Here is a 19,217-nt window from a genome sequence, read left to right on the forward strand (position 1 = left end):
CGCCGCCGTGTCGATCGCCGTCTTGTTCTTCTCCAACGCGTCCAGGTCACCCGTGAACTGCGGAATCGTGCACGGATTGATCGGTACGTGGTCGGCCATGGCCCCCGCCCCCAGGTTTGATCTGCCTGTGCCAGCCTAACTGTCTACCGACGGGGGCCCTTGGACGCAAGTTCGATTCGGTGTGTCGCGGCCTAGCGGCGCCAGAACAGGTGGTGGGTCACCCCGCTCGGGCTGGGGACCACGTCCCTGTGGAAACGGTCGAGGAGGTCGTCCGGGGAGTTCCACAGACGGACGCCCGCGCCGGCGTCCACCGGTGAGACGGCCACGTGGAGGGTGTCGACCAGGTCGGCTTCGAGGAATTCGCGGATCGTGGTCACCCCGCCGCCCAGCCGGACGTCCTTGCCCTGCGCTGCCTCGCGCGCCCGGGCCAGGACGGTGGCCGGGTCGGCGTCGACGAAGTGGAACGTGGTGTCGGAGACGGTGAGGGAGGGGCGCGGGTAGTGGGTCATGACGAACACCGGCGTGCGGAACGGGGGTTCGTCGCCCCACCAGCCCTGCCACTCGGGGTGGTCCTCCCAGGGGCCGCGGTAGGGGGTGAACTTGTTGCGGCCCATGATCTCGGCGCCGATGTTGCGGTTCCAGTCGCGGGTGAAGTAGTCGTCCAGGCCGCGGCTGCCGCCCGGGTCGGTGCGGTTCGGCCAGCTCGCCGTGGCGCCGGCCCAGGAGAACAGGACCGAGGGGTCGAGGCCGTCGCCGAAGGGGCGGTCGAGCCGCTGGTTCTCGCCGGCGCCGATGCCGTCGCGGGTGACGTTGATGTTGACGGCCCGGAGGAGTTGGGGGGCCATGGCGGCCTTCCTTCCTGGTGGAGAGGGGGGAGTGATGGTGGTGCTGGGGGTGAGACTGCCGGGGAGGGCGGAACTCATCGGTGCGGGCCGGGATCGACGCGCGGACATGCCGCCTTCGGCGTAATGGGGGCGGGAGGGAGGCCGGGCGGCGCAGGGTGGGCGGGTGCGTGAGTGGTTCTCCGGGCTCGGTGGGCTGGTGCGGGCCGAGTGGCCGGGGGCGGCGCGGATCGTGGTGAGCGTCGCCGTCGCGTGGCAGGCCGCGCTGTGGCTGGGGGCCGCTCAGCCGCCGGTGTACGCGGCCGTGGTGCCGCTGGTGGCGCTGCGCGGGGATCCCGGTACGGCTCTGGGGGCGTCGGTGCAGCGGGCCCTCGGGGTGGTGGCCGGGGTGCTCATCGGGATCGGTGTGGTCAACGTGCTGCGGCTGTCGACCGTCGCGCTGGCGCTGGTGGTGGCCCTGGGGCTGGGTGTGGGGATGGTGCTGCGGGCTGGGGGCGGGCTGAACATCCAGGTGGCGGCGTCGTCCCTGCTGGTCTTCGCCAACGACGCGCCGGACGCGTACGCCTTCCACCGGGTGTGGGAGACGGTGGTGGGCGGTGTGGTGACGGTCCTCCTCGCGCCGCTGCTGTGGCCGCCCGACCCCCATCGGGTGCTGGGCGGTCTGGTCGAGGACTGCCGGCTGCGGGTGACGCGGGCCCTGACCGGGACGGCGGCGGCGCTGGGGGCCGGGCCGGATGCCGCGCGGGACAACCTGACGCTGGTGGAGGAACACGTGACGGCGGTCCACGCCGATGCCGCCCGGGCGGCGCAGGCGCAGCGGGCCATGCGGTTCAACCCGTTGCGGCGCCGGTACCGGGGGGCGGTGGCGGCCCGGGTGCGGGGCGTGGCCTTGGTGGACGGGCTCACGGCGCACCTGGTCACCCTGGCGCGGGAGGTCGCGGGGTTCGGCGGGAGGGAGGACCTGGCCGGGGACGTCCGGCGTGCGGGGGACCGGCTGCCCGGGCTCGCCTCGCTGACGGCCCGCGCCGTCGAGGCCGCCCTCGCGGGGGCCGACGCCCGGCCCGCCGTGGCCGCGGCCCGGGAGGAGCTGGCCGCCTGGTCCGGGGCGGACCCGCGCCCCGTGGCCGTGGCCCTGCGGCGGCCGTTCCAACGGATCCTGGAGGACCTGGACACCGCGCCGGGGCGTTGACGGGTGGTCCGACCTAGCATCCCCGCATGGGTGTGGACATGACGGTCCTGGTCGTCGACTGGGCGCACGTGAGGGCGGTGGCTCCGGAGGACCGGCTGCGGGTGCTGCAGGAGTCGGCGTACGCGGACGACGACGCCGACGGGGACGGTGCCGTCGTCGACGGGTGGGTGTGGCCGGCCGCCGGGTCGGAGCGGTCCTGGCTGGGGCGGTACGAGTTCCGGGGCACGCTCGGCTCGTACAAGCCGCACTTCCGGGCGGCGGACGGCTGGGAGAAGGTCCGGGGCGCCGTCGGGGGTGAGGTGCGGGCGGCACTGGACGCGTTCCTGGAGGGGCTGATCTGGTGGGGGCCGCGGGCCGACGTCGATGCCGAGCAGGTCGACCCCGGGGTGCTGCCCTCGCTGGAGGGGCTGTGGCGGTCGGGTCCGCTGATCGTGCGCGGCCCGGAGACGGTGGCGCGGCTCCGGCGGAGGTGGTGCGCGGCCGCCCCGGGGCTGGAGGGGGTACGGGTGCCGTACGGGGAGCTGGTGGCGCGGGAGCCGGGGGAGGGGGTCGCCGGGTTCGAGGAGTTCGCCGAGCTGGTGCGGGGCTGGGCCGAGGTGGTCGGCGAGGCGGACCGGCGGGGGTGGGGGCTGATCGGCCTGCCGATCTAGGCCGTCTCTTTCGGATCTTGCCGGTCAAGCCCGCGTCGTCCGGTGCCGTGCATCGGCGCGTTGGCGGGGCGCCCTTGTACTGGACGTACTCGGGTGCTCCGCCAACGCGGCGAGGTGCGGTGCCGGGCGGCGCGGGTCAGGCAAGATCCGGAAGAGACGGGCTAGGCCCGTCTCCTCCGGATCGTGCCGGGTCCGGGTGCTCCGGCACGGCGGGTGACCACGGATGCGTGCGGCTGCCAACGGTGCGGGCACAATGCGCTGTGACCTGTGATGTCTGTAGCCATGAGATGCGACGCCTGCCGGTGGACGACCCGCCGATGGAGTGGGGCGCGGCGGTGAAGGAACGCTGGTTCTGCCCCTGGTGCTACGCCTGGACGGAATTCGGATACGACCCGCGCGAGGTCTCGCGGCCGCAGTACGGCTACATCCAGTGGGAGCGCGCGGAGTCCCCGCAGCTCCCGCAGGGCCCCGCCCACGCGTACGACGTGGCGTACGCGTACTCCGGCGAGGGCTTCGGCGCGACGCTGTGCGGTCTGGCACACGAGGGCCTCACCACCTCGCCGTATCCGTGGATGCCCGAGTGGCCGAGCTCCTGCGAGGCGTGCAAGGAGGCCGCTGACGTCATCGACCGGCGCTGGCCGCTGGAGATGCGCAACGGCAACCGGTTCCACCCCGCCCCGCCTCCGGGTTCGGACTGGCCGCCCTTCTAGGGGTGTCGCCGACGGGCGGGAGCCGGTGTGCCGGCCCGCCGCCCATCGGTGTCCTGCCGTTCGACGGGCTCAGACGATCTGCACCGACCGTACGGCGACGAACGGGTACCAGGTGCCGCTGGCCTGGTAACTCGCGCCGGGATCCAGCACCTTCTCCTCCCTGCCCGCAGGGCATCCGGTGCCGAGGAACACCTTCAGCTTGCGGTCCGTGTGGTTGACCACCACGCGCTGCCCGTAGTTGTTGGGGAGAGTGGTGTCGTAGCACTGACCGTCGACCGGGTTGGTGATGTCCGTCGGGTAGATGTCGATGGTCCCGGTGGCGGCCTGGGCGTCGCCGACGCCGGTGAGCAGGACGGCTGCGGACAGCGCCGCGAGAACGGGGACACGGCGGCGGAGAGAGCGCATGGTTCTCCTTCAGCTGATCTGATCGTCGGGCTGAACCCTCGGGAATCCGAGGCCGTGCGCCACCGTAAACAGGGGCGATATCCGTCCGTTATCATCCGATTTAACCGCTCTAGGGCACGAGCACGATCTTCCCCTGGACGCGGCCGGTCTCGCTCAGCTCATGGGCCTTGGCCGCCTCGGTGAGGGGGAAGGTCTCGGAGATCGTGGGGCGTATGCCGTGCGCGTCGACGAGCTCGGCGAAGTCGGCCAGTACGGCGGGGGTGGGTTCCAGGAAGAACTCCACGAACCGGACGCCGAGTTCGGCGGCACGGGCCATGACCTCGGTGCGGTCCACGCCGACGCCGACGACGTCGACCAGGATGCCGCCCGGCTTGAGGGTGGGCAGGGAACGCGGGCCGTAGTCGTTGCTGATGGTGTCGAGCACGGCGTCGATGTCCCGCAGGGTCGAGAAGTCCCGGGCCGTGTAGTCGATCAGCTCGTCGGCGCCGAGTCCGCGCAGGTACGCGTGCTTGGCGGCGCGGGCGGTGCCGATGACGTACGCGCCTCGGGCCTTGGCGATCTGTACGGCGAGGTGGCCGACGCCGCCGGCCGCGCCGTGGATCAGCACGCGCTGTCCCGGCTGTACGTCGGAGAGGGTGATCAGGGCCTGGTAGGCGGTGAAGCCGGAGATCGGCAGGGCAGCGGAGCCGACGTGGTCGAGGGTGCGCGGCTTGGGCGCGATGCGGTCCTCGGACACGATGACGTGGTCGGCGTGGCTGCCGTGCGGGGGGACGGTCCAGCCGTAGACCTCGTCGCCGACCGCGAAGCGGGTCACGCCCTCGCCGAGGGCCTGCACCGCGCCGCTGAACTCGTGACCGAGGACGAACGGCGGCGGCCCGAAGAAGTCCACCTTGCCGATGCGGACCTTCCAGTCGGCGGGGTTCATACCGGTGGCCCGTACGGCCACGAGTACCTCGCCAGGGCCGGGGGAGGGGGTGGGTATCTCGGCGAGTTCCAGGACGTCGGAGCCGCCGATGGTCTGCTGGGTGATCACGCGCGTCATCGTCATGCCGAGCATTCTGCGACGGATGATCATGAGGGGGAAGCGGCCGGTTCGCCGTCCCGGTCAGGGGATGAGGTGGTCGAACTCGCCTGCCTTGACGCCCGCGATGAAGGCGGCGAGCTTGGCGGGGGTGGTGGTGACGATCTGCGAGGGGTCGTCGCTTTCGCGGATGAGGATGTGGCCGTTGTGGGGCGCGGCCTCTAGGCAGTTGCCCTCGGCGTCGGTTGACTTCGAGGACTTCTGCCAGGTGATGGATGCGTCCATGCCGTCTTCTCCCCTTGTCCGATTCGGTCGCACGCGCCTGCGCCAAGGCTGGCGGCAGTAGGCGTCGTTTGCGAGAGCGTTGTCGGCCACCTCGCAGTTGGCGCACGCTGCCGGTTGGGTGCGGGTGAGGGTGAGGTGGTCGACCGGGCGGACGCGCCATTCGGGGCGGAGGCCGTCGCGGAGGACGATGCTGAAGCCGGCGGTTTCGCCGCGGTGGAGGGCGGCGAGGGCCTGGATACGGCCGCCGCCGTCGGCCCAGGCGAGGGCCCGGTCCACCTCGGTGGGGGAGAGGGCGAAGGGGTGGGCGGTGCGGATCTGGAGCCGGATCAGCCGGATCGCCTCCTCGGGGGTGTCCAGCATGGCCCGGTCGAGGAGTTCTGGCGGTGCGTCGTAGGCGTCCGCGTAGCAGAGGGCCTCGAACCAGTAGCCGGTCCGGATCGCCACCGCGTGGTCCAGGGGAGTGGGCGTGGCCGTGGTCATGTGCCGGGCTCCTGCCGTCGCGGAGAGTCGCCCCCTCCCGGGCTGTGACGAGCAGCAGGGAGGGGGCAACCGGAGGCCTCTCCCGAACTGGCGCAGTGAGCGGGAGAGTTAAGCCGTCCCGGGGCGAGCCCGGCGGCGTAATGCGACGTTAGCGCTGGCCGCACGCGCGTATCAACCGTTTGACGTCTAACGGGTGATACGGCATATGCCAATCCGGCGTGCGGTGTGGATGTGAGTCGGCCCCCTGCCCGAGGAGGGCAGGGGGCCGGGTGTGCCGTGTCCTCAGGCGAGGTCGTCAAACTCGCCTGCGGCGGCTCCGTCGATGAAGGCCCGGAGCTTTGATCGGGAGGTGCGGATGACTACGCCGGGGTCGTCGCTTTCGCGGATCAGGACCTCGCCGTCCTGCACCGCGACCTCCAGGCAGTCGCCCGTATCTGCAGACCGGGAGGACTTGCGCCAGTTGATTTCCATTGTTCTCACGCCCTCATGCTTGTTGCGCCATCTCGCGGAGGAAGTCGCGAGATCGTTCTGGGTCGAGCGCCCGTTCCTCCGTCCGGTCCAGCACTGCGCGGTAGTTGACGAGGCGCGTTTCGGCGTCGAGCAGCACGGTGCCGGTTGGGACGTCGTTGTGGACGGTGTCGAGCTGCGGTACCGGGCCGTACGCGTAGAGCGTCGGGCCCCCGGCGTTGGGGAACCCGCCGGCATCGAAGGGGATCACCCGCAGGGTCACGTTGTCTCGTTCGGATTGCTTCAGTAGGTACTCAAGTTGGTTGACCGCGACCCTCCGGCTGCCGAACCTCATCCGCAAGGCGGCTTCGTGGATCAGGAAGGTGCAGGTGAGTGTCTCCTTGCGGTCCAGGACGTCTCGGCGTCGCATTCGAAGCGAGAGATATCGTCGCAGGTCCACGGGTTGCATGGGCGGAACGGCTTGTTCGAACACTGCGCGGGCGTAGTCCTCGGTCTGGAGTAGTCCGGGGATGTGAATGATCTGCACGCTCCGCAGTGCACGGGCGTGGTGCTCCAGTTCGCAGAGGTCGAGCAGGCTGGCCGGAAGCTCGTCGCGGTAGTCGTCCCACCAGCCGCGTCCGCGTTCATCGGCCATGGCTGCGAGGGCGTCGACGTAGGCCGGGTCGGGGCAGCCGTAGTGCCTCGCCCACGTGCGTACGCGCTCGCTGCTGACGCCGAAGCGGCCGCTCTCGACGTTGCTCATGTTGGTTCGGTCGGTGCTCAGTTGGGACGCGGCGTCGGTCATCGAGATGCCGGCGTGTTCCCGGATCTTGCGGAGCTCGCTACCCAGTCGGCGCTGCCGAGCGGTCGGAGCCTTCCTTGGCGGCATCGGCGCCCCCTCCTGTCGGCTCTCATCTTGGCCTGTGCCCGGGAGCAGGGTCCACCTGTCGCTTGGGTATGACGGATTCCGTAGAAACTGTGTGACGGACTCGCTACAGTCGGTGCTTGCACCGCGTCGCACGCCAGTAAGACCGAAGTGCAGCCGCTGACGCGCGCCTTGGGCGCGGGTCACCTGGGGGCGGCCAATGCCACGCATGGCGCAGGCAGCGCGAACTCGTACCGCGTTGGGAGAGACCACGATGAACACGAGCGTTTTACGGCAGGCCGACGAGCCCGTCCCCGGGGCCGGGCTCACCTACCGGATGGTTGCGCCGAGTCGGGCCGATACGCCCCGCATCGCGCGGGACTGGGTGGTGTCCGTGCTGCGGAGTGGCGGGCATGAAGGGCTGGAGGAGCGGGCGCGGCTGTGTGCGTCCGAGGTGGTGACCAACGCCTACCGGCACACCGATACGGCCGAGATCGCCGTCGAGGTGTCGCTCGTGCGCGACCGGGTGACCGTGTACGTGTCCGACTGTGCGCCCGAGCGGTGGCCGCAAGGGGGGAGTGGGCTCGGGACCTATGCCACCGGCGGGCGGGGGCTGGCGCTCGTGGCGGCCTGTGCCGATGACTGGGCCGCCGTCGCGCAGGGGGAGTGCGTGAAGGTGGTGTGGTTCAGCCTGGTGGAGCCGGGCCGTCAGAGGATGGCTACCGGGGACACCGGGGTTCCCGTGCCGCCCACGAAGGGTTCCGGCATGGCCGACAGGAGGAACGAGTAGCGGCCTGCTTCCGCACAGGCTGTGGACAGTGGTTCGAGGTTCCAGTTCTGGCCCTGGTGCATGCCCATCTCGACCAGGTGCAGCGCGTGCACCGGGAGCCAGAGGTTGTCGATCTCCGGCGGGAAGATCTCGAAGGTCAGGGTGTCGTTCGCGACCGCCGCCACGTCGCGGGCGTGGAACCACTCCGGGGTGCGGACCGACAGCCCGGGGGACGGGAAGCCGTAGCCGTGTTTGTCGCCCGCCAGGTAGACCTGGAGCTGGCCGGTGCGGACCAGGACGACGTCCCCCGCGCGGACGCTGACCCCGGCGAACTCCTCCGCCTCCGCCAGGTCCTCCGGGGTGACGGCGTGGTCGCCCGGGAGGCGGTCCAGGCCCTTGGCGCGGGCCACGTCCAACAACACCCCGCGCGAGACGATCGGCGCGGCCTTGTCGATGCCGCTGAACTGGGCCCGACTGTGCGGGGTGATCGTCGACGCCGGGCGGCCGTTGTAGATGCGGCCCGAGTGCGAGACATGGGTCAAAGCGTCCCAGTGGGTGCCCGCCTGGAGGCCCATGGTCACGGCGTCGTCGCTGCACGCCACCGTGCCCGGGCCGAACAGCTCCTGGTTGATCTGGACCATGGTGTGCAGGGGGTTGATCCGCCCGGGGATCAGGCCGGCCTGCACCCCGTCCTCCTTGAGGGGGAGGGCCAGCGGGACGCGGCGCCCCGTGCGGACCTCGGCGGCCGCCACCCGTACGACCTCCTCGGTGATCAGGTTCAGGGTGCCGATCTCGTCGTCGGCTCCCCAGCGTCCCCAGTTGTTGACGCGCTTGGCGATCTCGTGGAACTCGGGGGGCAGGGTCATGGCCGCATCCACTCCTTGAACGAACAGGGGCTTGTGGGAAGGGATCTGACTGGTCATAGAATCTAACGGACCGTCAGAAAAAGCGGGAAGGGGCCGGACGTGGGGAACTTCTTGGCAGGCAAGGTCGTGGCCGTCACCGGCGCCGGCCGGGGCATCGGCCGGGCCGTGGCACTCGCCGCCGCCGCCGAGGGCGCCAGGGTCGTCGTCAACGACTACGGCGTCGGGATCGAGGGGAACGCGCCCACCAGCGAGGTGGCGGAGGACGTCGTCAAGGAGATCCTCGCGGCCGGCGGCGAGGCCGTCGCCGTCGCCGACGACATCTCCACCATGGCGGGCGGCCAGCGCATCATCGACACCGCCCTCGCCCAGTACGGGCGCCTCGACGGAGTCGTGTGCGTCGCGGGCATCCTGCGCGAGCGGATGCTCTTCAACATGTCCGAGGAGGAGTGGGACCCCGTCGTCGCCACCCACCTGAAGGGCACCTTCACCGTCTTCCGGGCCGCCTCCGCCGTCATGCGCCGCCAGGGCTCCGGCACCCTCATCGGGTTCACCAGCGGCAACCACACCGGCTCCGTCGCCCAGGCCAACTACAGCGCCGCAAAGGGCGGGATCATCTCCCTCGTCCGCAGCGCGGCCCTCGGGCTCCACAAGTACGGGGTCACCGCCAACGCCGTCGCCCCCGTCGCCCGTACCCGGATGTCCGCCAACGTCCCCATGGAGCTCAAGGAGATCGGCGAGCCCGAGGACGTCGCCGCGCTCGTGACGTACCTGCTCAGCGACCGCGCCACGGCCGAGGGCATCACCGGGCAGGTCTACACGATCGCCGGACCGAAGATCGCCGTCTGGGCGCAGCCCCGCGAACTGCGCGCCGGGTACGCCGAAGGGGCCTGGACCCCCGAGAAGATCGCCGACTTCCTTCCCGGGACGGTGGGCACCGACCCGATGCCGATGCTCGCCCAGCTGGAGGCCATGGCCAAGGCGGTCGCCGCCAAGGACCGCCCGAACGCCTGAGAGGGAACGGCCTGAGAGGAAAGGGGGGAGCGGCGTGGACTTCAGCTTCGGCGCCGAGGACGGGGAACTGCGGGCCCGCGCCCGCGCCTGGCTCACCGGGCACCTCGTCGGCCCGTACGAGGAGGCCCGCGGCCTCGGCGGGCCCGGCAGCGAGCACGAGGGCGTCGAGGTCCGCCGCGCCTGGGAAAGGGAGCTGGGTCGCGGCGGCTGGATCGGCCAGGGCTGGGAGGAGGAGGGCTACGGCAACCGGCGGCTCTCCCTCACCGGACAGGTGGTCTGGGCCGAGGAGTACGCGGCGCTCCGCGCCCCCGCCCGGGTCGGCCACATCGGCGAGAACCTCCTCGCCCCCACCCTGATCGCCTACGGCAGCCGCGAGCAGAAGGACCGCTTCCTGCCGGCCGTCGCCCGAGGCGAGGAGCTGTGGTGCCAGGGCTACAGCGAACCCGATGCCGGGTCCGACCTCGCCGGCGTGCGCACCGCCGCCGTACGCGATCCGGCGGACGGACGGCTGCGCGTCACCGGCCAGAAGATCTGGACCTCCCTGGCCCGCGAGGCCGACTGGTGCTTCGTCCTGGCGAGGACCGAGGCCGCGTCCCGGCGCCACCACGGCCTGTCCTTCCTGCTCGTACGGATGGACCAGCCGGGGCGGGTGGAGGTCCGGCCGATCCGGCAGATGTCGGGGACGGCCGAGTTCAACGAGGTCTTCTTCGACGGGGCCGTCGCCGAGGAGGTCGTCGGCGGAGAGGGCAACGGCTGGACGGTGGCCATGGGGCTCCTCGCCCTGGAACGGGGGGTCTCCACCCTCGTCCAGCAGATCGGCTTCGCCGCCGAACTGGAACGCGTCGTCCGGGCGTACGCCGCCTCCGGCGCGCCCGACCCGGTGCTGCGCGAACGCCTCGTACGGCAGTGGGCCGAGCTGCGCACCATGCGGTGGAACGCCCTGCGCACCCTCGGGGCGGCCGGGGACGCCGGGGCGCCCAGCGTGGCGAAGCTGCTGTGGGGCGGCTGGCACCGGCGGCTCGGCGAGCTGGCGGTGGCCGTCCACGGCGCGGGGGCCACGGCCGGGCCGGGGCACTGGGCGCGCGGAGTCCCGTACGAACTCGGGCTCGACGAGGAGCAGCGCCTGTTCCTGTTCACCCGGGCCGACACGATCTACGGCGGTTCGGACGAGATCCAGCGGAACATCATCGCCGAGCGGGTGCTCGGCCTGCCTAAGGAGCCCAGATGAGGGGCGTCGTGTTCGACGGCAAGCAGGCCCAGGTGGTCGGGGACCTGGAGGTACGGGACCCGGGGCCGGGGGAGGTGCTGGTCGCGATCGGCGCGGCCGGGCTGTGCCACAGCGACCTGTCGGTGATCGACGGGACGATCCCCTTCCCGCCGCCGGTGGTGCTCGGACACGAGGGGGCCGGGGTGGTCGAGGCGGTGGGGCCGGGGGTGACGCACGTGGCGCCCGGGGACCACGTCTCCCTGTCGACCCTCGCCAACTGCGGGGCCTGCGCGGACTGCGACCGGGGCCGGCCGACGATGTGCCGCCGGGCGATCGGGATGCCGGACCGGCCGTTCTCGCGGGGCGGGCAGCCGCTGTTCCAGTTCGCGTCGAACTCCGCCTTCGCGGAACGGACCCTCGTGAAGGCCGTGCAGGCGGTGAAGATCGCCGAGGACATCCCGATGACCTCGGCCGCGCTGATCGGCTGCGGGGTGCTCACCGGGGTGGGGGCCGTGCTGAACCGGGCGAAGGTGGGGCTCGGGGAGACCGTCGTGGTCATCGGGACGGGCGGGATCGGGCTGAACGTCATCCAGGGCGCCCGGATCGCGGGGGCCTCGGCGATCGTCGCGGTGGACGCGAACCCGGCGAAGGAGGCGGTTGCGCGGCAGTTCGGGGCAACGCACTTCGTGGACGCGTCGGCGGCCGGGTCACTCGCCGACACCTCGGCGGCCGTCCGCGAGATCCTGCCGACGGGCGCGGACCACGCCTTCGAGTGCGTGGGCAGCGTGAAGCTGATCCGGCAGGCGATCGACCTCCTCGACCGGCACGGGCAGGCGGTGCTGCTCGGGGTGCCGGGGTTCAAGGAGGAGGCGTCGTTCCTGGTCTCGTCCCTGTACCTGGACAAGACGATCATGGGCTGCCGGTACGGGTCCTCGCGCCCCCAGCGCGACATCGCGCTCTACGCCGAGCTGTACCGGCGGGGGGAGCTGCTGCTGGACGAGCTGGTGACGGAGGTCTACCCGGTGGAGGACTTCGCGAAGGCGGCGGACGACGCGCACCACGGGCGGGTGGCGCGGGGGGTCCTCACGTTCTGAGGGGTGGCGGCCGGATGGCCCGGCGGCCCGGCGGCCCGGCGGCCCGGCGCGCGTCACGCGCGCCGGGCGGTCCGGGCGGTCCGGGCCGGGGCGCGGCGGGCGGGCAGGGGTGGGCAGAGGGGCCGGGCGGGGGAGTCAGTCCGCCAGGCGGCCGAAGCGGCCCTTGTGGAAGAGGAGGGGGTCGCCCTCGCCCTCCGCGCCCATGGCCTCGACGCGGCCGACGACGATGAGGTGGTCCCCGCCGGTGTGGACGGCGTGGATCCGGCAGTCGATCCAGGCGGGGACGTCGTCGAGCTGCGGGGAGCCGGTGGCGGGGGCCGGCCGGTGGGAGACCCCGGCGAACTTGTCGGCCCCGCTGACGGCGAAGGCGCGGCAGAGCTCGCCCTGCGCGGCGCCCAGGATGTTGACGCAGAACACCCCGGCGCGGGCGATGCGCGGCCAGGTGGTCGACGTACGGGCCACCATGAAGGTGACCAGCGGCGGGTCGAGGGAGAGCGAGGCGAAGGACTGGCAGGCGAAGCCGGCCGGATCCTCCTCGCCCTCGGCGGGCGGGGCGGTGATGATCGTGACCCCGCTCGCGAAGTTGCCGAGGACGGCGCGGAACTCGGCGGGGCCGACGGGCGCGCGCTCGTCCTCGCCGACGGCCCGCAGATCGGGGCGCGGGAGGGCGTCGACGTGCGCGGAATCGGGCTCCCGGGCCGCGGAGGTGGGGGAGCCGGCTGACCTGAGGTATCGGACGACGGTGGCCGCCATCCCTGCGTGTCCCATCACCCCCCGATTGAACCTGACGGCTCGTCAGATGAGAAGGGGTGGGGAGGGACGGCGCCGAACGGGTGAATCCGGACGGACGAGGCGGCCCGTACGCCCTGCGGGGGTTGGGGGCTGGGCATGGTGGCGAGCGACTGCGTGGCGCCTACCTGTGGAGGAACAGATGCTCGGCACCGACTTCCGTACCGGATCGCCCAACTGGCTCGACCTGGGAAGCCCCGACACCGGTGCGGCCGCCGCGTTCTACCGGGCGGTCTTCGGCTGGGACTTCGTCTCCGCCGGCCCCGAGGCGGGCGGGTACGGGTTCTTCCAGCAGGGCGGCAAGACCGTCGCCGCGCTCGGCCCGCTGATGGAGGAGGGCGCGGACTCCGCGTGGACCGTGTACTTCCAGAGCGAGGACATCCGGGCCACCGCCGACACCGTGCTGCGCGCGGGCGGGCAGGTGCGGGCGGCGCCGATGGACGTCATGGGAGAGGGCTGGCTCGCCCAGTTCACCGACCCGCAGGGCGCGCGGTTCGCCTGCTGGCAGCCCGGGAGGACGGCCGGGCTGGAGCTGGCCTCCGCCGAGAACAGCCTGCTGTGGGTGGAGCTGCACGTACCCGACCCGGAGGAGGCGCTGCGGTTCTACGGCCGGCTCTTCGGGTGGCGCTCGGCGGAGATGGAGGCGCCGGGGATGACGTACCGGGTGCTGAGCCTCGCCGACGGAGACCAGCAGGCCACCTCCTTCGGCGGGGTCGCGCCGCAGGGGGAGGGGGCGGGCGGGGCGTCGGCGATCCTGCCGCGGTGGGTGCCGTACTTCCACGTGCGGGACGCGGACGCGACCGTGGTGGCGGTCGAGGAGGCGGGCGGCGCGGTGCTGATGCCGGCGGCGAACGTGCCGGACGTCGGGCGGATCGCCTGGGGGGCGGACCCGGCGGGGGCGGTGTTCGCGGTGCTGAGGCCGGATCCGCGGATGTAGGCGGGGGCGGGGCGGCCGGGCGGCTCAGCGGCCCAGGTATTTCGGGGTGCGGCGTTCCACGAAGCTGGCCACGCCCTCGTTGGCGTCGGCGGTGGTCATGTTGAGTTCCTGGGCGGTGGCCTCGGCGGCGAGTGCCGTCGCCCGGTCGCCGTCCAGGGAGGCGTTGACCAGCTGCTTCGTGAGCGCGAGGGCGCGGGTGGGGCCCTGCGCGAGGCGCTCGGCCCATGCGCGGGCGGTCGCCTCCAGCTCGTCGGCCGGGACGACCTTGTTGACGAGGCCGAGGCGGGCGGCCTCCGCGGCGGGGACGGCGTCGCCGAAGAACATCAGTTCCTTGGCCTTCTGCGGGCCGAGGAGGCGGGGCAGCAGGTAGGCGCCGGCGCCGTCGGGGACGAGGCCGCGGCGGACGAACACCTCGATGAAGCGGGCCGGTTCGGCGGCGATGACGAGGTCGCAGGCGAAGGCGAGGTGGGCGCCGATGCCGGCGGCGGTGCCGTTGACGGCGGCGATGACGGGCTTCTCGCAGTCGAGGACCGCGGTGATGAGGCGCTGGGCCCCCAGGCGGATCATGCGGGCCACGTCGCCGGCGACGCGGTCGGTGGCGGGGGCGGGGGCGGGCGCTCCGCGGAGGTCGGCGCCGGCGCAGAAGCCCTTGCCGGTGGCGGTGAGGACGACCGCCCGGGTGGCGGGGTCGGCGGAGGCGTCGGCGAGCAGGGCGATGACGCGCTCGCGCTGGTCCCAGGTGAGGGCGTTCATGGCGTCGGGACGGTTGAGGGTGATCCAGGAGACGCCGCTCTCGAAGCGGTGCCGGATCTCGTCCGAGGGGGTGGCGGGGGTCATGGGTCTCCTGTCGGGGTGGGCGGCGGTTGCCGGTGCGGGTGGGCCGCTGCGCGGGGCGAGGTCCCCTACCCGCCCTTCCTCCGTTCCCAGGGGCTCCGCCCCTGACCCCGAGACCGTGCGCTCCGCGCTCGGTGCGCTCAAACGCCGCGCGGGCTGCATATGGCCCCGCCGGCGTTTGAGGCGCGGGGTCGGGGGCGGAGCCCCAGGGAACACCGGCGGAGCTCAGCGGCAGAGGGCCAGGGCGTCCAGGGCCACCGCCCCCTGGCCGCGGGGCAGGACCATCAGGGGGTTGATGTCCAGCTCCGACAGGGTGTCGCCCAGTTCCAGCGCCATCCGCTGGACCCGCAGGACGACCTCCACCAGCGCGTCCACGTCCGCCGGCGGAGCCCCCCGTACGCCGTCCAGCAGGGCCGCGCCCCGCAGTTCGCGGAGCATCGTGCGGGCCTGGTCCTCCCCGAAGGGGGGTACGCGGACCGCCGCGTCGTGGAGGACCTCCACCAGGACCCCGCCGAGGCCCACGGTGACGGTCGGGCCGAAGAGGGGGTCCTGGGTGACGCCGACGACCATTTCGACGCCGCGTTCGACCATCTGGCAGACCAGGATCCCGTCCAGCGGGACGTTCTCGTAGCGGGCGATGTCCGTGAGTTCGCGGTACGCGTCGCGGATCTGGCTCGCCGAGGTGAGGCCGACCTTGACCAGGCCGAGTTCCGTCTTGTGGGCCAGCTGCGGCCCCGACGCCTTCATCACCACCGGGTACCCGACCAGGCCCGCCGCCCGGACCGCGGCCGCCGCGCTGGTGACCAGCTGCTCGCGGGGGACGCGGATCCCGTAGGCGCGCAGCAGCTGCTTGGCGGCGTGTTCGCTGAGCTGCTGGCCGGGCCGCATCAGGGCCTGGGCCTTGCGGTAGGAGGGGGAGGGGGTGCGGGGGGCCTCGTCGAAGGGGGAGCGGTAGGAGGCCGTGAAGCGGTGGTGGCCGAGGTAGGCGCGGACGGCTGTGATGCAGTTGCCGAAGGTGCGGAACGTGGCCACGCGCGAGGAGCCGAGGAGGGTGGTCCGGTACGCCTCCTCGGTGCCGACGGGGGAGCCCCAGATGACGCAGACCAGCTTGTCGGTGGCTTCGGCCGCGTCGACCAGGTCCTGGGCCAGCTTGTCGCTCATGGGCGGGAAGGGGCCGGTGATCGGACAGATCAGGACGCCGACGGAGGGGTCCGCCAGGATCGCGTCGATGATCTTGCGGCCGCGCCAGTCGCCGACGGGGTGGCCGCCGTTGTCGACCGGGTTGGCGACGTTCAGGTAGGGCGGGATCCACTGGTGGAGCTCGGCCTGTTTGGCCTCCGAGAGGGTGGGGAGCGTCAGACCCGCCTCGGTGGCCAGGTCGGAGAAGTGGGCGCCGGTGCCGCCGGAGATGGAGTAGACGACGACCCCCTCGGCCTGCGGGGGCCGGGCGCGGGCGAGGAGGGCGGCGGTGTCCTGGAGTTCGTCGAGGCCGTCGACGCGGATGACCCCGAACTGGCGCATCGCGGCGTCCACGACGGTGTCGGCGCCGGTCAGCTTGCCGGTGTGGGAGGCGGCCATCCGGGCGCCGGTCTCGGTGCGGCCGACCTTGACGGCGACGACGGGGACCCCGTTGCGGGCGGCCCGGTCGGCGGCGAGGAGGAAGGAGCGGCCGTCCTTGAGGCCCTCGACGTAGCAGGCGATGGCCCCGACCTCGGGCCGTTCGGCGAAGTAGGAGATGAAGTCGGCGGTCTCCAGGTCGGCCTCGTTGCCCGTGGGGGCCCAGTGGGAGAGGCGGATGCCGAGTTCCTGGAGGGTGTAGACGGGCCTTCCCTGATGGCCGGACTGGGTGATCAGGGCGATGGCCGGGCCGTCGAGGTCCTCGCGGAACCTCTCGAAGGCGTTGAGGTTGGTGTTCGGGCCGAGCAGGCGCAGCCCCGAGCGCTGGACGGCGGCGGCCAGCCGGGCCTGCGCCGCGGCGCCGCTCTCGCCGGTCTCGGCGAAGCCGGAGGCGAAGGCGACCGCGAACTTGGCCTTCGTGTCGGCGAGTTCCTCGATGACCGGAACCGGGTCGGCGACCAGGAGGACGGCGAGGTCGACCTGTTCGGGCAGCGCGGCGACGGAGGCGTGGCACGGCAGTCCGAAGACGGCGGTCCGGGTGGGGTGGACGGGGTGGACGCGGGCGCCGACGCGTTCGGCCCAGGCGATCAGCTGCCGGGTGATGCCGGTGTTCGGCCGGCCCTCGGTGTCGGAGGCGCCGATGACGGCCACCGACTCGGGCCGGAAGAACCGGTCCAGGTCGGGCACGTCGGAGTGCAGGGGGCGGCCGCTGACGTCCAGTGCGGCCGTGTCCCCGGCGGTCGGTGCCGCGCTGGAGTGGACGGCGGTCCTGGGGGTCTCCCCGCAGGCCTCGACCCGTGCGCGGAAGTCGGTGGTGAGGGTGCCGTGAGTGGATCCAAGCATCGCTTCGCCCGCCCTGCTCGATAGACCTCGATGGAGTCGTCGGTAGCTGACGTCATGTCAGATTACTGAACTGACGCGCCGTCAGGAACAGGGATGCGCAGGAAAGGTGGTGGAGGTGGTGTGCCTGAACCGTGGCAGAGGTGTTCGGCCGCCGTCCAGACCGGAACCGGCCGAGGGTACCGGCGGGACGGACTTCAGCGGGACAGGGCCTTCGCCACGCGGCGGGCGTCGCGGGCCAGTTCGCGGAACATGCCGCTGAGGGGGTTGGTGTAGCCGGTGAAGTACAGGCCGGGGGCCCCGGCGACGGTGCGGGGGCCTTGGGCCAGCGGGCGGCCGCGGTCGTCCAGGACGTCCAGGTGGCCCACCAGGGATTCGAGGCCCCGGCGGTAGCCCGTCGCGGCGATCACCGCGTCCGGGGTGATCGCCGTGCCGTCGGCGAGGAGGACGCGGTCGCCGTCGAAGGAGACCACGGCCGCCACGGGCTCCACCCGGCCGGCGCGGACCGCGTCGATCAGGCCCACGTCCTGGACCGGGATGGCCCCCTGCCGGGCCCGGCTGTAGAGGCCGGAGTCGGGGCGCGGCAGCCCGTACGCCGACAGGTCCGGTATCGAGGCCTTCGCCACCAGCGCCCCGAGCCGGTCCACCAGCCACACCGGCAGCCGGCGGGCGAGGATCCCCGTGCGCTGCGCCGGCCAGCCGAGCGTCGAGCGGCGCACGATGTGCGGGGCGGTGCGGACCGCGAGGCGCACCCGGGCCGCCCCGCCGTCCGCGAGGTCCACGGCTATCTCCGCCCCGGTGTTGCCGACACCGACGACCAGCACGTCCCGCCCCGCGTACGGCGAGGGCTCGCGGTAGCCGGAGGCGTGCAGCAGCTGCCCGGTGTAGGTGTCCGCGCCGGGCCAGTCCGGCAGGTGCGGGGTGTGGTTGAAGCCGGTGGCGACCACCACCGCCGCGGCCGAGAGGAGCCGGCCGCCCGAGGCGTGCAGGGTCCAGCCCTCGCCGTCGGCGGCGCGTTCGACGCGGGTGACCTCGACGCCGGTGACCAGTTCCAGTGCGTGGTGCTCGGCGTACTTCTCCAGGTAGCGGACCACGTCGGCCCGGGCCACCCAGCGCCCGAAGCGGCGCGGGATCTTCAGGCCCGGCAGCGCCGACAGCCGTCGGGTGGTGTGCAGGCGCAGCCGCGCGTAGTGGCCCCGCCAGGAGGTGGCGACCGCGTCCGACCGTTCGACGACCACCGCGCGGACCCCGCGGGCGCGCAACGCGGCGGCGACGGCGAGGCCGCCGGGGCCCGCGCCGATCACGTACACGGGGCGGGGCTGGGTGGCGGTCAGGCCGGGTGCGGGTGCGGGCGCGGGCATGAGGAGTGAGCGTATCGACACACAGGGTTGATGGGTCTCGGTCGAGGAGGGAATCGATTGCGGATCGGTCACGAGGCCGGGCGGTGGGCGCGGCGGGCCCGGCGCGGCTCGGCCGCAGAGGTGGGCGAATCCTGACAAAGTGGGTCGTTCCGGTAGTAGGAGAGGAGCGCGCGATGTGGCAGCCCGACGGGTGGGACGTACGGGTCCGTCTCGGTGTCCTCACCCCGCACGCCGACGTCGGCCCCGAGTCGGAACTGCGCGCCATGGCCCCGGCCGGCGTCGGCCTGCACTACGCGCGGGTGCCCTTCGGTGCGATGGGGCGCGGCGGCTCCATGGGGGAGACGATCCCGCTGGCGCCCGTACGGGCCTTCGCCGAGCCGCCACGGGTGGACGAGGCCGCCGAGCTGCTGGCGGACGCGCCGGTGGCGGTGCTCGCGTACGCCTTCACCAGCTCCTCCTACGTGATCGGGGCGCGCGGGGAGGCGTACCTGCTGGCCCGGCTGCGCGAACGCGCCCACGGCCTGCCGGTGGTCGCCAGCTGCGCGGCCGCCGTCGAGGCGCTGCGGGCCCTGGGGGCGGGGCGGATCGCGCTGGTGGATCCGCCGTGGTTCGACGAGACGCTGAACGAGCTGGGCCGCGGCTACTACGAGGAGGCCGGCTTCGAGGTCCCGTACGCGGCCCCCTGCGGGCTGCCCGGCGGGCAGGCGCAGGTGACCCCGCGGGGGCTGCACGACTGGGTGGCGGGGCAGGTGGGGGACGCGGTGGAGGCGGTGGTGATCGGCGGGAACGGCTTCCGCGCGGTCGGGGCGATCGCGGCCCTGGAGGCCACCCTGGGCCGCCCGGTGCTCACCGCGAACCAGGTCCTGCTGTGGTCCGCCCTGCGCGCGGCGGGCGTGGGGGCGGACGGGGTCGAGGGGTACGGGCGGCTGTTCACGGAGGTCGTCTGAGGCCTTGCGGGATCGCCGCCGATCCGCTGAACTGACGTACCGTCAGATAGA

General features: G+C 72.9%; 20 protein-coding genes. 9 read left to right on the forward strand and 11 right to left on the reverse strand.

The genetic code is table 11. The annotated features are described in order from the left end of the window. Positions 1-191: 191 nt before the first annotated feature. On the reverse strand, positions 192-845 hold the full coding sequence (locus ACZ5NJ_RS30490) for a dihydrofolate reductase family protein (RefSeq protein ID WP_468769009.1): 654 nt from the start codon (positions 843-845) through the stop codon (positions 192-194). A 163-nt stretch (positions 846-1,008) separates the two neighbouring features. Here ACZ5NJ_RS30490 and ACZ5NJ_RS30495 point away from each other — a divergent pair, with 163 nt between their 5' ends. The 3 genes from ACZ5NJ_RS30495 (at position 1,009) to ACZ5NJ_RS30505 (ending at position 3,391) form a co-directional block, all read left to right on the forward strand. Then, positions 1,009-2,031 carry an FUSC family protein gene (locus ACZ5NJ_RS30495; RefSeq protein ID WP_468769011.1) on the forward strand — a complete coding sequence of 341 codons (1,023 nt, stop codon included), beginning with the start codon at positions 1,009-1,011 and terminating at the stop codon, positions 2,029-2,031. Positions 2,032-2,057: 26 nt separating this feature from the next. Further along, a complete protein-coding gene (locus tag ACZ5NJ_RS30500; RefSeq protein ID WP_468769012.1) occupies positions 2,058-2,681 on the forward strand; it encodes a hypothetical protein in 624 nt (207 codons plus the stop codon). Positions 2,682-2,968: 287 nt separating this feature from the next. After that, positions 2,969-3,391, forward strand: coding sequence for a hypothetical protein (locus tag ACZ5NJ_RS30505; RefSeq protein WP_468769014.1), 423 nt, complete (start codon positions 2,969-2,971; stop codon positions 3,389-3,391). Positions 3,392-3,460: 69 nt separating this feature from the next. On the opposite strand, the gene ACZ5NJ_RS30510 is transcribed toward ACZ5NJ_RS30505, so the two are convergent. The 5 genes from ACZ5NJ_RS30510 to ACZ5NJ_RS30530 all read right to left on the reverse strand — a co-directional run bounded on the left by ACZ5NJ_RS30510 (position 3,461) and on the right by ACZ5NJ_RS30530 (position 6,918). Continuing rightward, positions 3,461-3,796, reverse strand: coding sequence for a hypothetical protein (locus ACZ5NJ_RS30510; protein WP_468769015.1), 336 nt, complete (start codon positions 3,794-3,796; stop codon positions 3,461-3,463). A gap of 109 nt (positions 3,797-3,905) precedes the next feature. Next, on the reverse strand, positions 3,906-4,844 hold the full coding sequence (locus tag ACZ5NJ_RS30515) for an NADP-dependent oxidoreductase (protein ID WP_468769016.1): 939 nt from the start codon (positions 4,842-4,844) through the stop codon (positions 3,906-3,908). Between the two features lie 57 nt (positions 4,845-4,901). Continuing rightward, a complete protein-coding gene (locus tag ACZ5NJ_RS30520) occupies positions 4,902-5,582 on the reverse strand; it encodes a DUF397 domain-containing protein (RefSeq protein ID WP_468769017.1) in 681 nt (226 codons plus the stop codon). 282 nt (positions 5,583-5,864) lie between these two features. Continuing rightward, on the reverse strand, positions 5,865-6,053 hold the full coding sequence (locus tag ACZ5NJ_RS30525) for a DUF397 domain-containing protein (protein ID WP_468769165.1): 189 nt from the start codon (positions 6,051-6,053) through the stop codon (positions 5,865-5,867). 13 nt (positions 6,054-6,066) lie between these two features. Beyond that, a complete protein-coding gene (locus tag ACZ5NJ_RS30530) occupies positions 6,067-6,918 on the reverse strand; it encodes a Scr1 family TA system antitoxin-like transcriptional regulator (RefSeq protein ID WP_468769019.1) in 852 nt (283 codons plus the stop codon). 250 nt (positions 6,919-7,168) lie between these two features. Here ACZ5NJ_RS30530 and ACZ5NJ_RS30535 point away from each other — a divergent pair, with 250 nt between their 5' ends. Beyond that, entirely contained in the window at positions 7,169-7,684 is a 516-nt protein-coding gene (locus ACZ5NJ_RS30535; RefSeq protein WP_468769020.1) for an ATP-binding protein, read from the forward strand. Here ACZ5NJ_RS30535 and ACZ5NJ_RS30540 read toward each other — a convergent pair. After that, a complete protein-coding gene (locus ACZ5NJ_RS30540) occupies positions 7,603-8,529 on the reverse strand; it encodes a cyclase family protein (protein ID WP_468769022.1) in 927 nt (308 codons plus the stop codon). The two genes, ACZ5NJ_RS30535 and ACZ5NJ_RS30540, sit on opposite strands and share 82 nt — an antisense overlap. Before the next feature lie 99 nt (positions 8,530-8,628). On the opposite strand from ACZ5NJ_RS30540, the gene ACZ5NJ_RS30545 reads away from it, so the two are divergent. From ACZ5NJ_RS30545 to ACZ5NJ_RS30555, 3 genes are read left to right on the forward strand one after another with little or no spacing between them, the layout of a single operon-like run. Beyond that, positions 8,629-9,540: an SDR family oxidoreductase gene (locus tag ACZ5NJ_RS30545; RefSeq protein WP_468769023.1), complete on the forward strand. Its 912-nt coding sequence runs from the start codon at positions 8,629-8,631 to the stop codon at positions 9,538-9,540. A 34-nt stretch (positions 9,541-9,574) separates the two neighbouring features. Beyond that, on the forward strand, positions 9,575-10,768 hold the full coding sequence (locus ACZ5NJ_RS30550; RefSeq protein ID WP_468769025.1) for an acyl-CoA dehydrogenase family protein: 1,194 nt from the start codon (positions 9,575-9,577) through the stop codon (positions 10,766-10,768). Then, positions 10,765-11,841, forward strand: a complete 1,077-nt coding sequence (locus ACZ5NJ_RS30555) for a Zn-dependent alcohol dehydrogenase (RefSeq protein ID WP_468769026.1) — start codon at positions 10,765-10,767, stop codon at positions 11,839-11,841. The genes ACZ5NJ_RS30550 and ACZ5NJ_RS30555 overlap by 4 nt, the downstream gene beginning before the upstream one ends. Before the next feature lie 135 nt (positions 11,842-11,976). On the opposite strand, the gene ACZ5NJ_RS30560 is transcribed toward ACZ5NJ_RS30555, so the two are convergent. Beyond that, on the reverse strand, positions 11,977-12,594 hold the full coding sequence (locus ACZ5NJ_RS30560) for a flavin reductase family protein (RefSeq protein ID WP_468769166.1): 618 nt from the start codon (positions 12,592-12,594) through the stop codon (positions 11,977-11,979). Between the two features lie 178 nt (positions 12,595-12,772). Between ACZ5NJ_RS30560 and ACZ5NJ_RS30565 the strand changes: the two genes are divergently transcribed. Next, a complete protein-coding gene (locus ACZ5NJ_RS30565) occupies positions 12,773-13,567 on the forward strand; it encodes a VOC family protein (protein WP_468769028.1) in 795 nt (264 codons plus the stop codon). A gap of 24 nt (positions 13,568-13,591) precedes the next feature. Here ACZ5NJ_RS30565 and ACZ5NJ_RS30570 read toward each other — a convergent pair whose 3' ends face one another. The 3 genes from ACZ5NJ_RS30570 to ACZ5NJ_RS30580 form a co-directional block, all read right to left on the reverse strand. Beyond that, entirely contained in the window at positions 13,592-14,404 is an 813-nt protein-coding gene (locus ACZ5NJ_RS30570) for an enoyl-CoA hydratase/isomerase family protein (RefSeq protein ID WP_468769030.1), read from the reverse strand. A gap of 222 nt (positions 14,405-14,626) precedes the next feature. Continuing rightward, entirely contained in the window at positions 14,627-16,861 is a 2,235-nt protein-coding gene (locus ACZ5NJ_RS30575; RefSeq protein ID WP_468769032.1) for an acetate--CoA ligase family protein, read from the reverse strand. Positions 16,862-17,055: 194 nt separating this feature from the next. Continuing rightward, complete coding sequence (locus tag ACZ5NJ_RS30580) at positions 17,056-18,219, reverse strand: flavin-containing monooxygenase (RefSeq protein ID WP_468769034.1); 1,164 nt, start codon at positions 18,217-18,219, stop codon at positions 17,056-17,058. A gap of 173 nt (positions 18,220-18,392) precedes the next feature. Between ACZ5NJ_RS30580 and ACZ5NJ_RS30585 the strand changes: the two genes are divergently transcribed. Then, positions 18,393-19,166 carry a maleate cis-trans isomerase family protein gene (locus ACZ5NJ_RS30585; protein ID WP_468769036.1) on the forward strand — a complete coding sequence of 258 codons (774 nt, stop codon included), beginning with the start codon at positions 18,393-18,395 and terminating at the stop codon, positions 19,164-19,166. Positions 19,167-19,217 lie beyond the last annotated feature (51 nt).

Source organism: Streptomyces sp. NPDC032091, assembly GCF_055580265.1.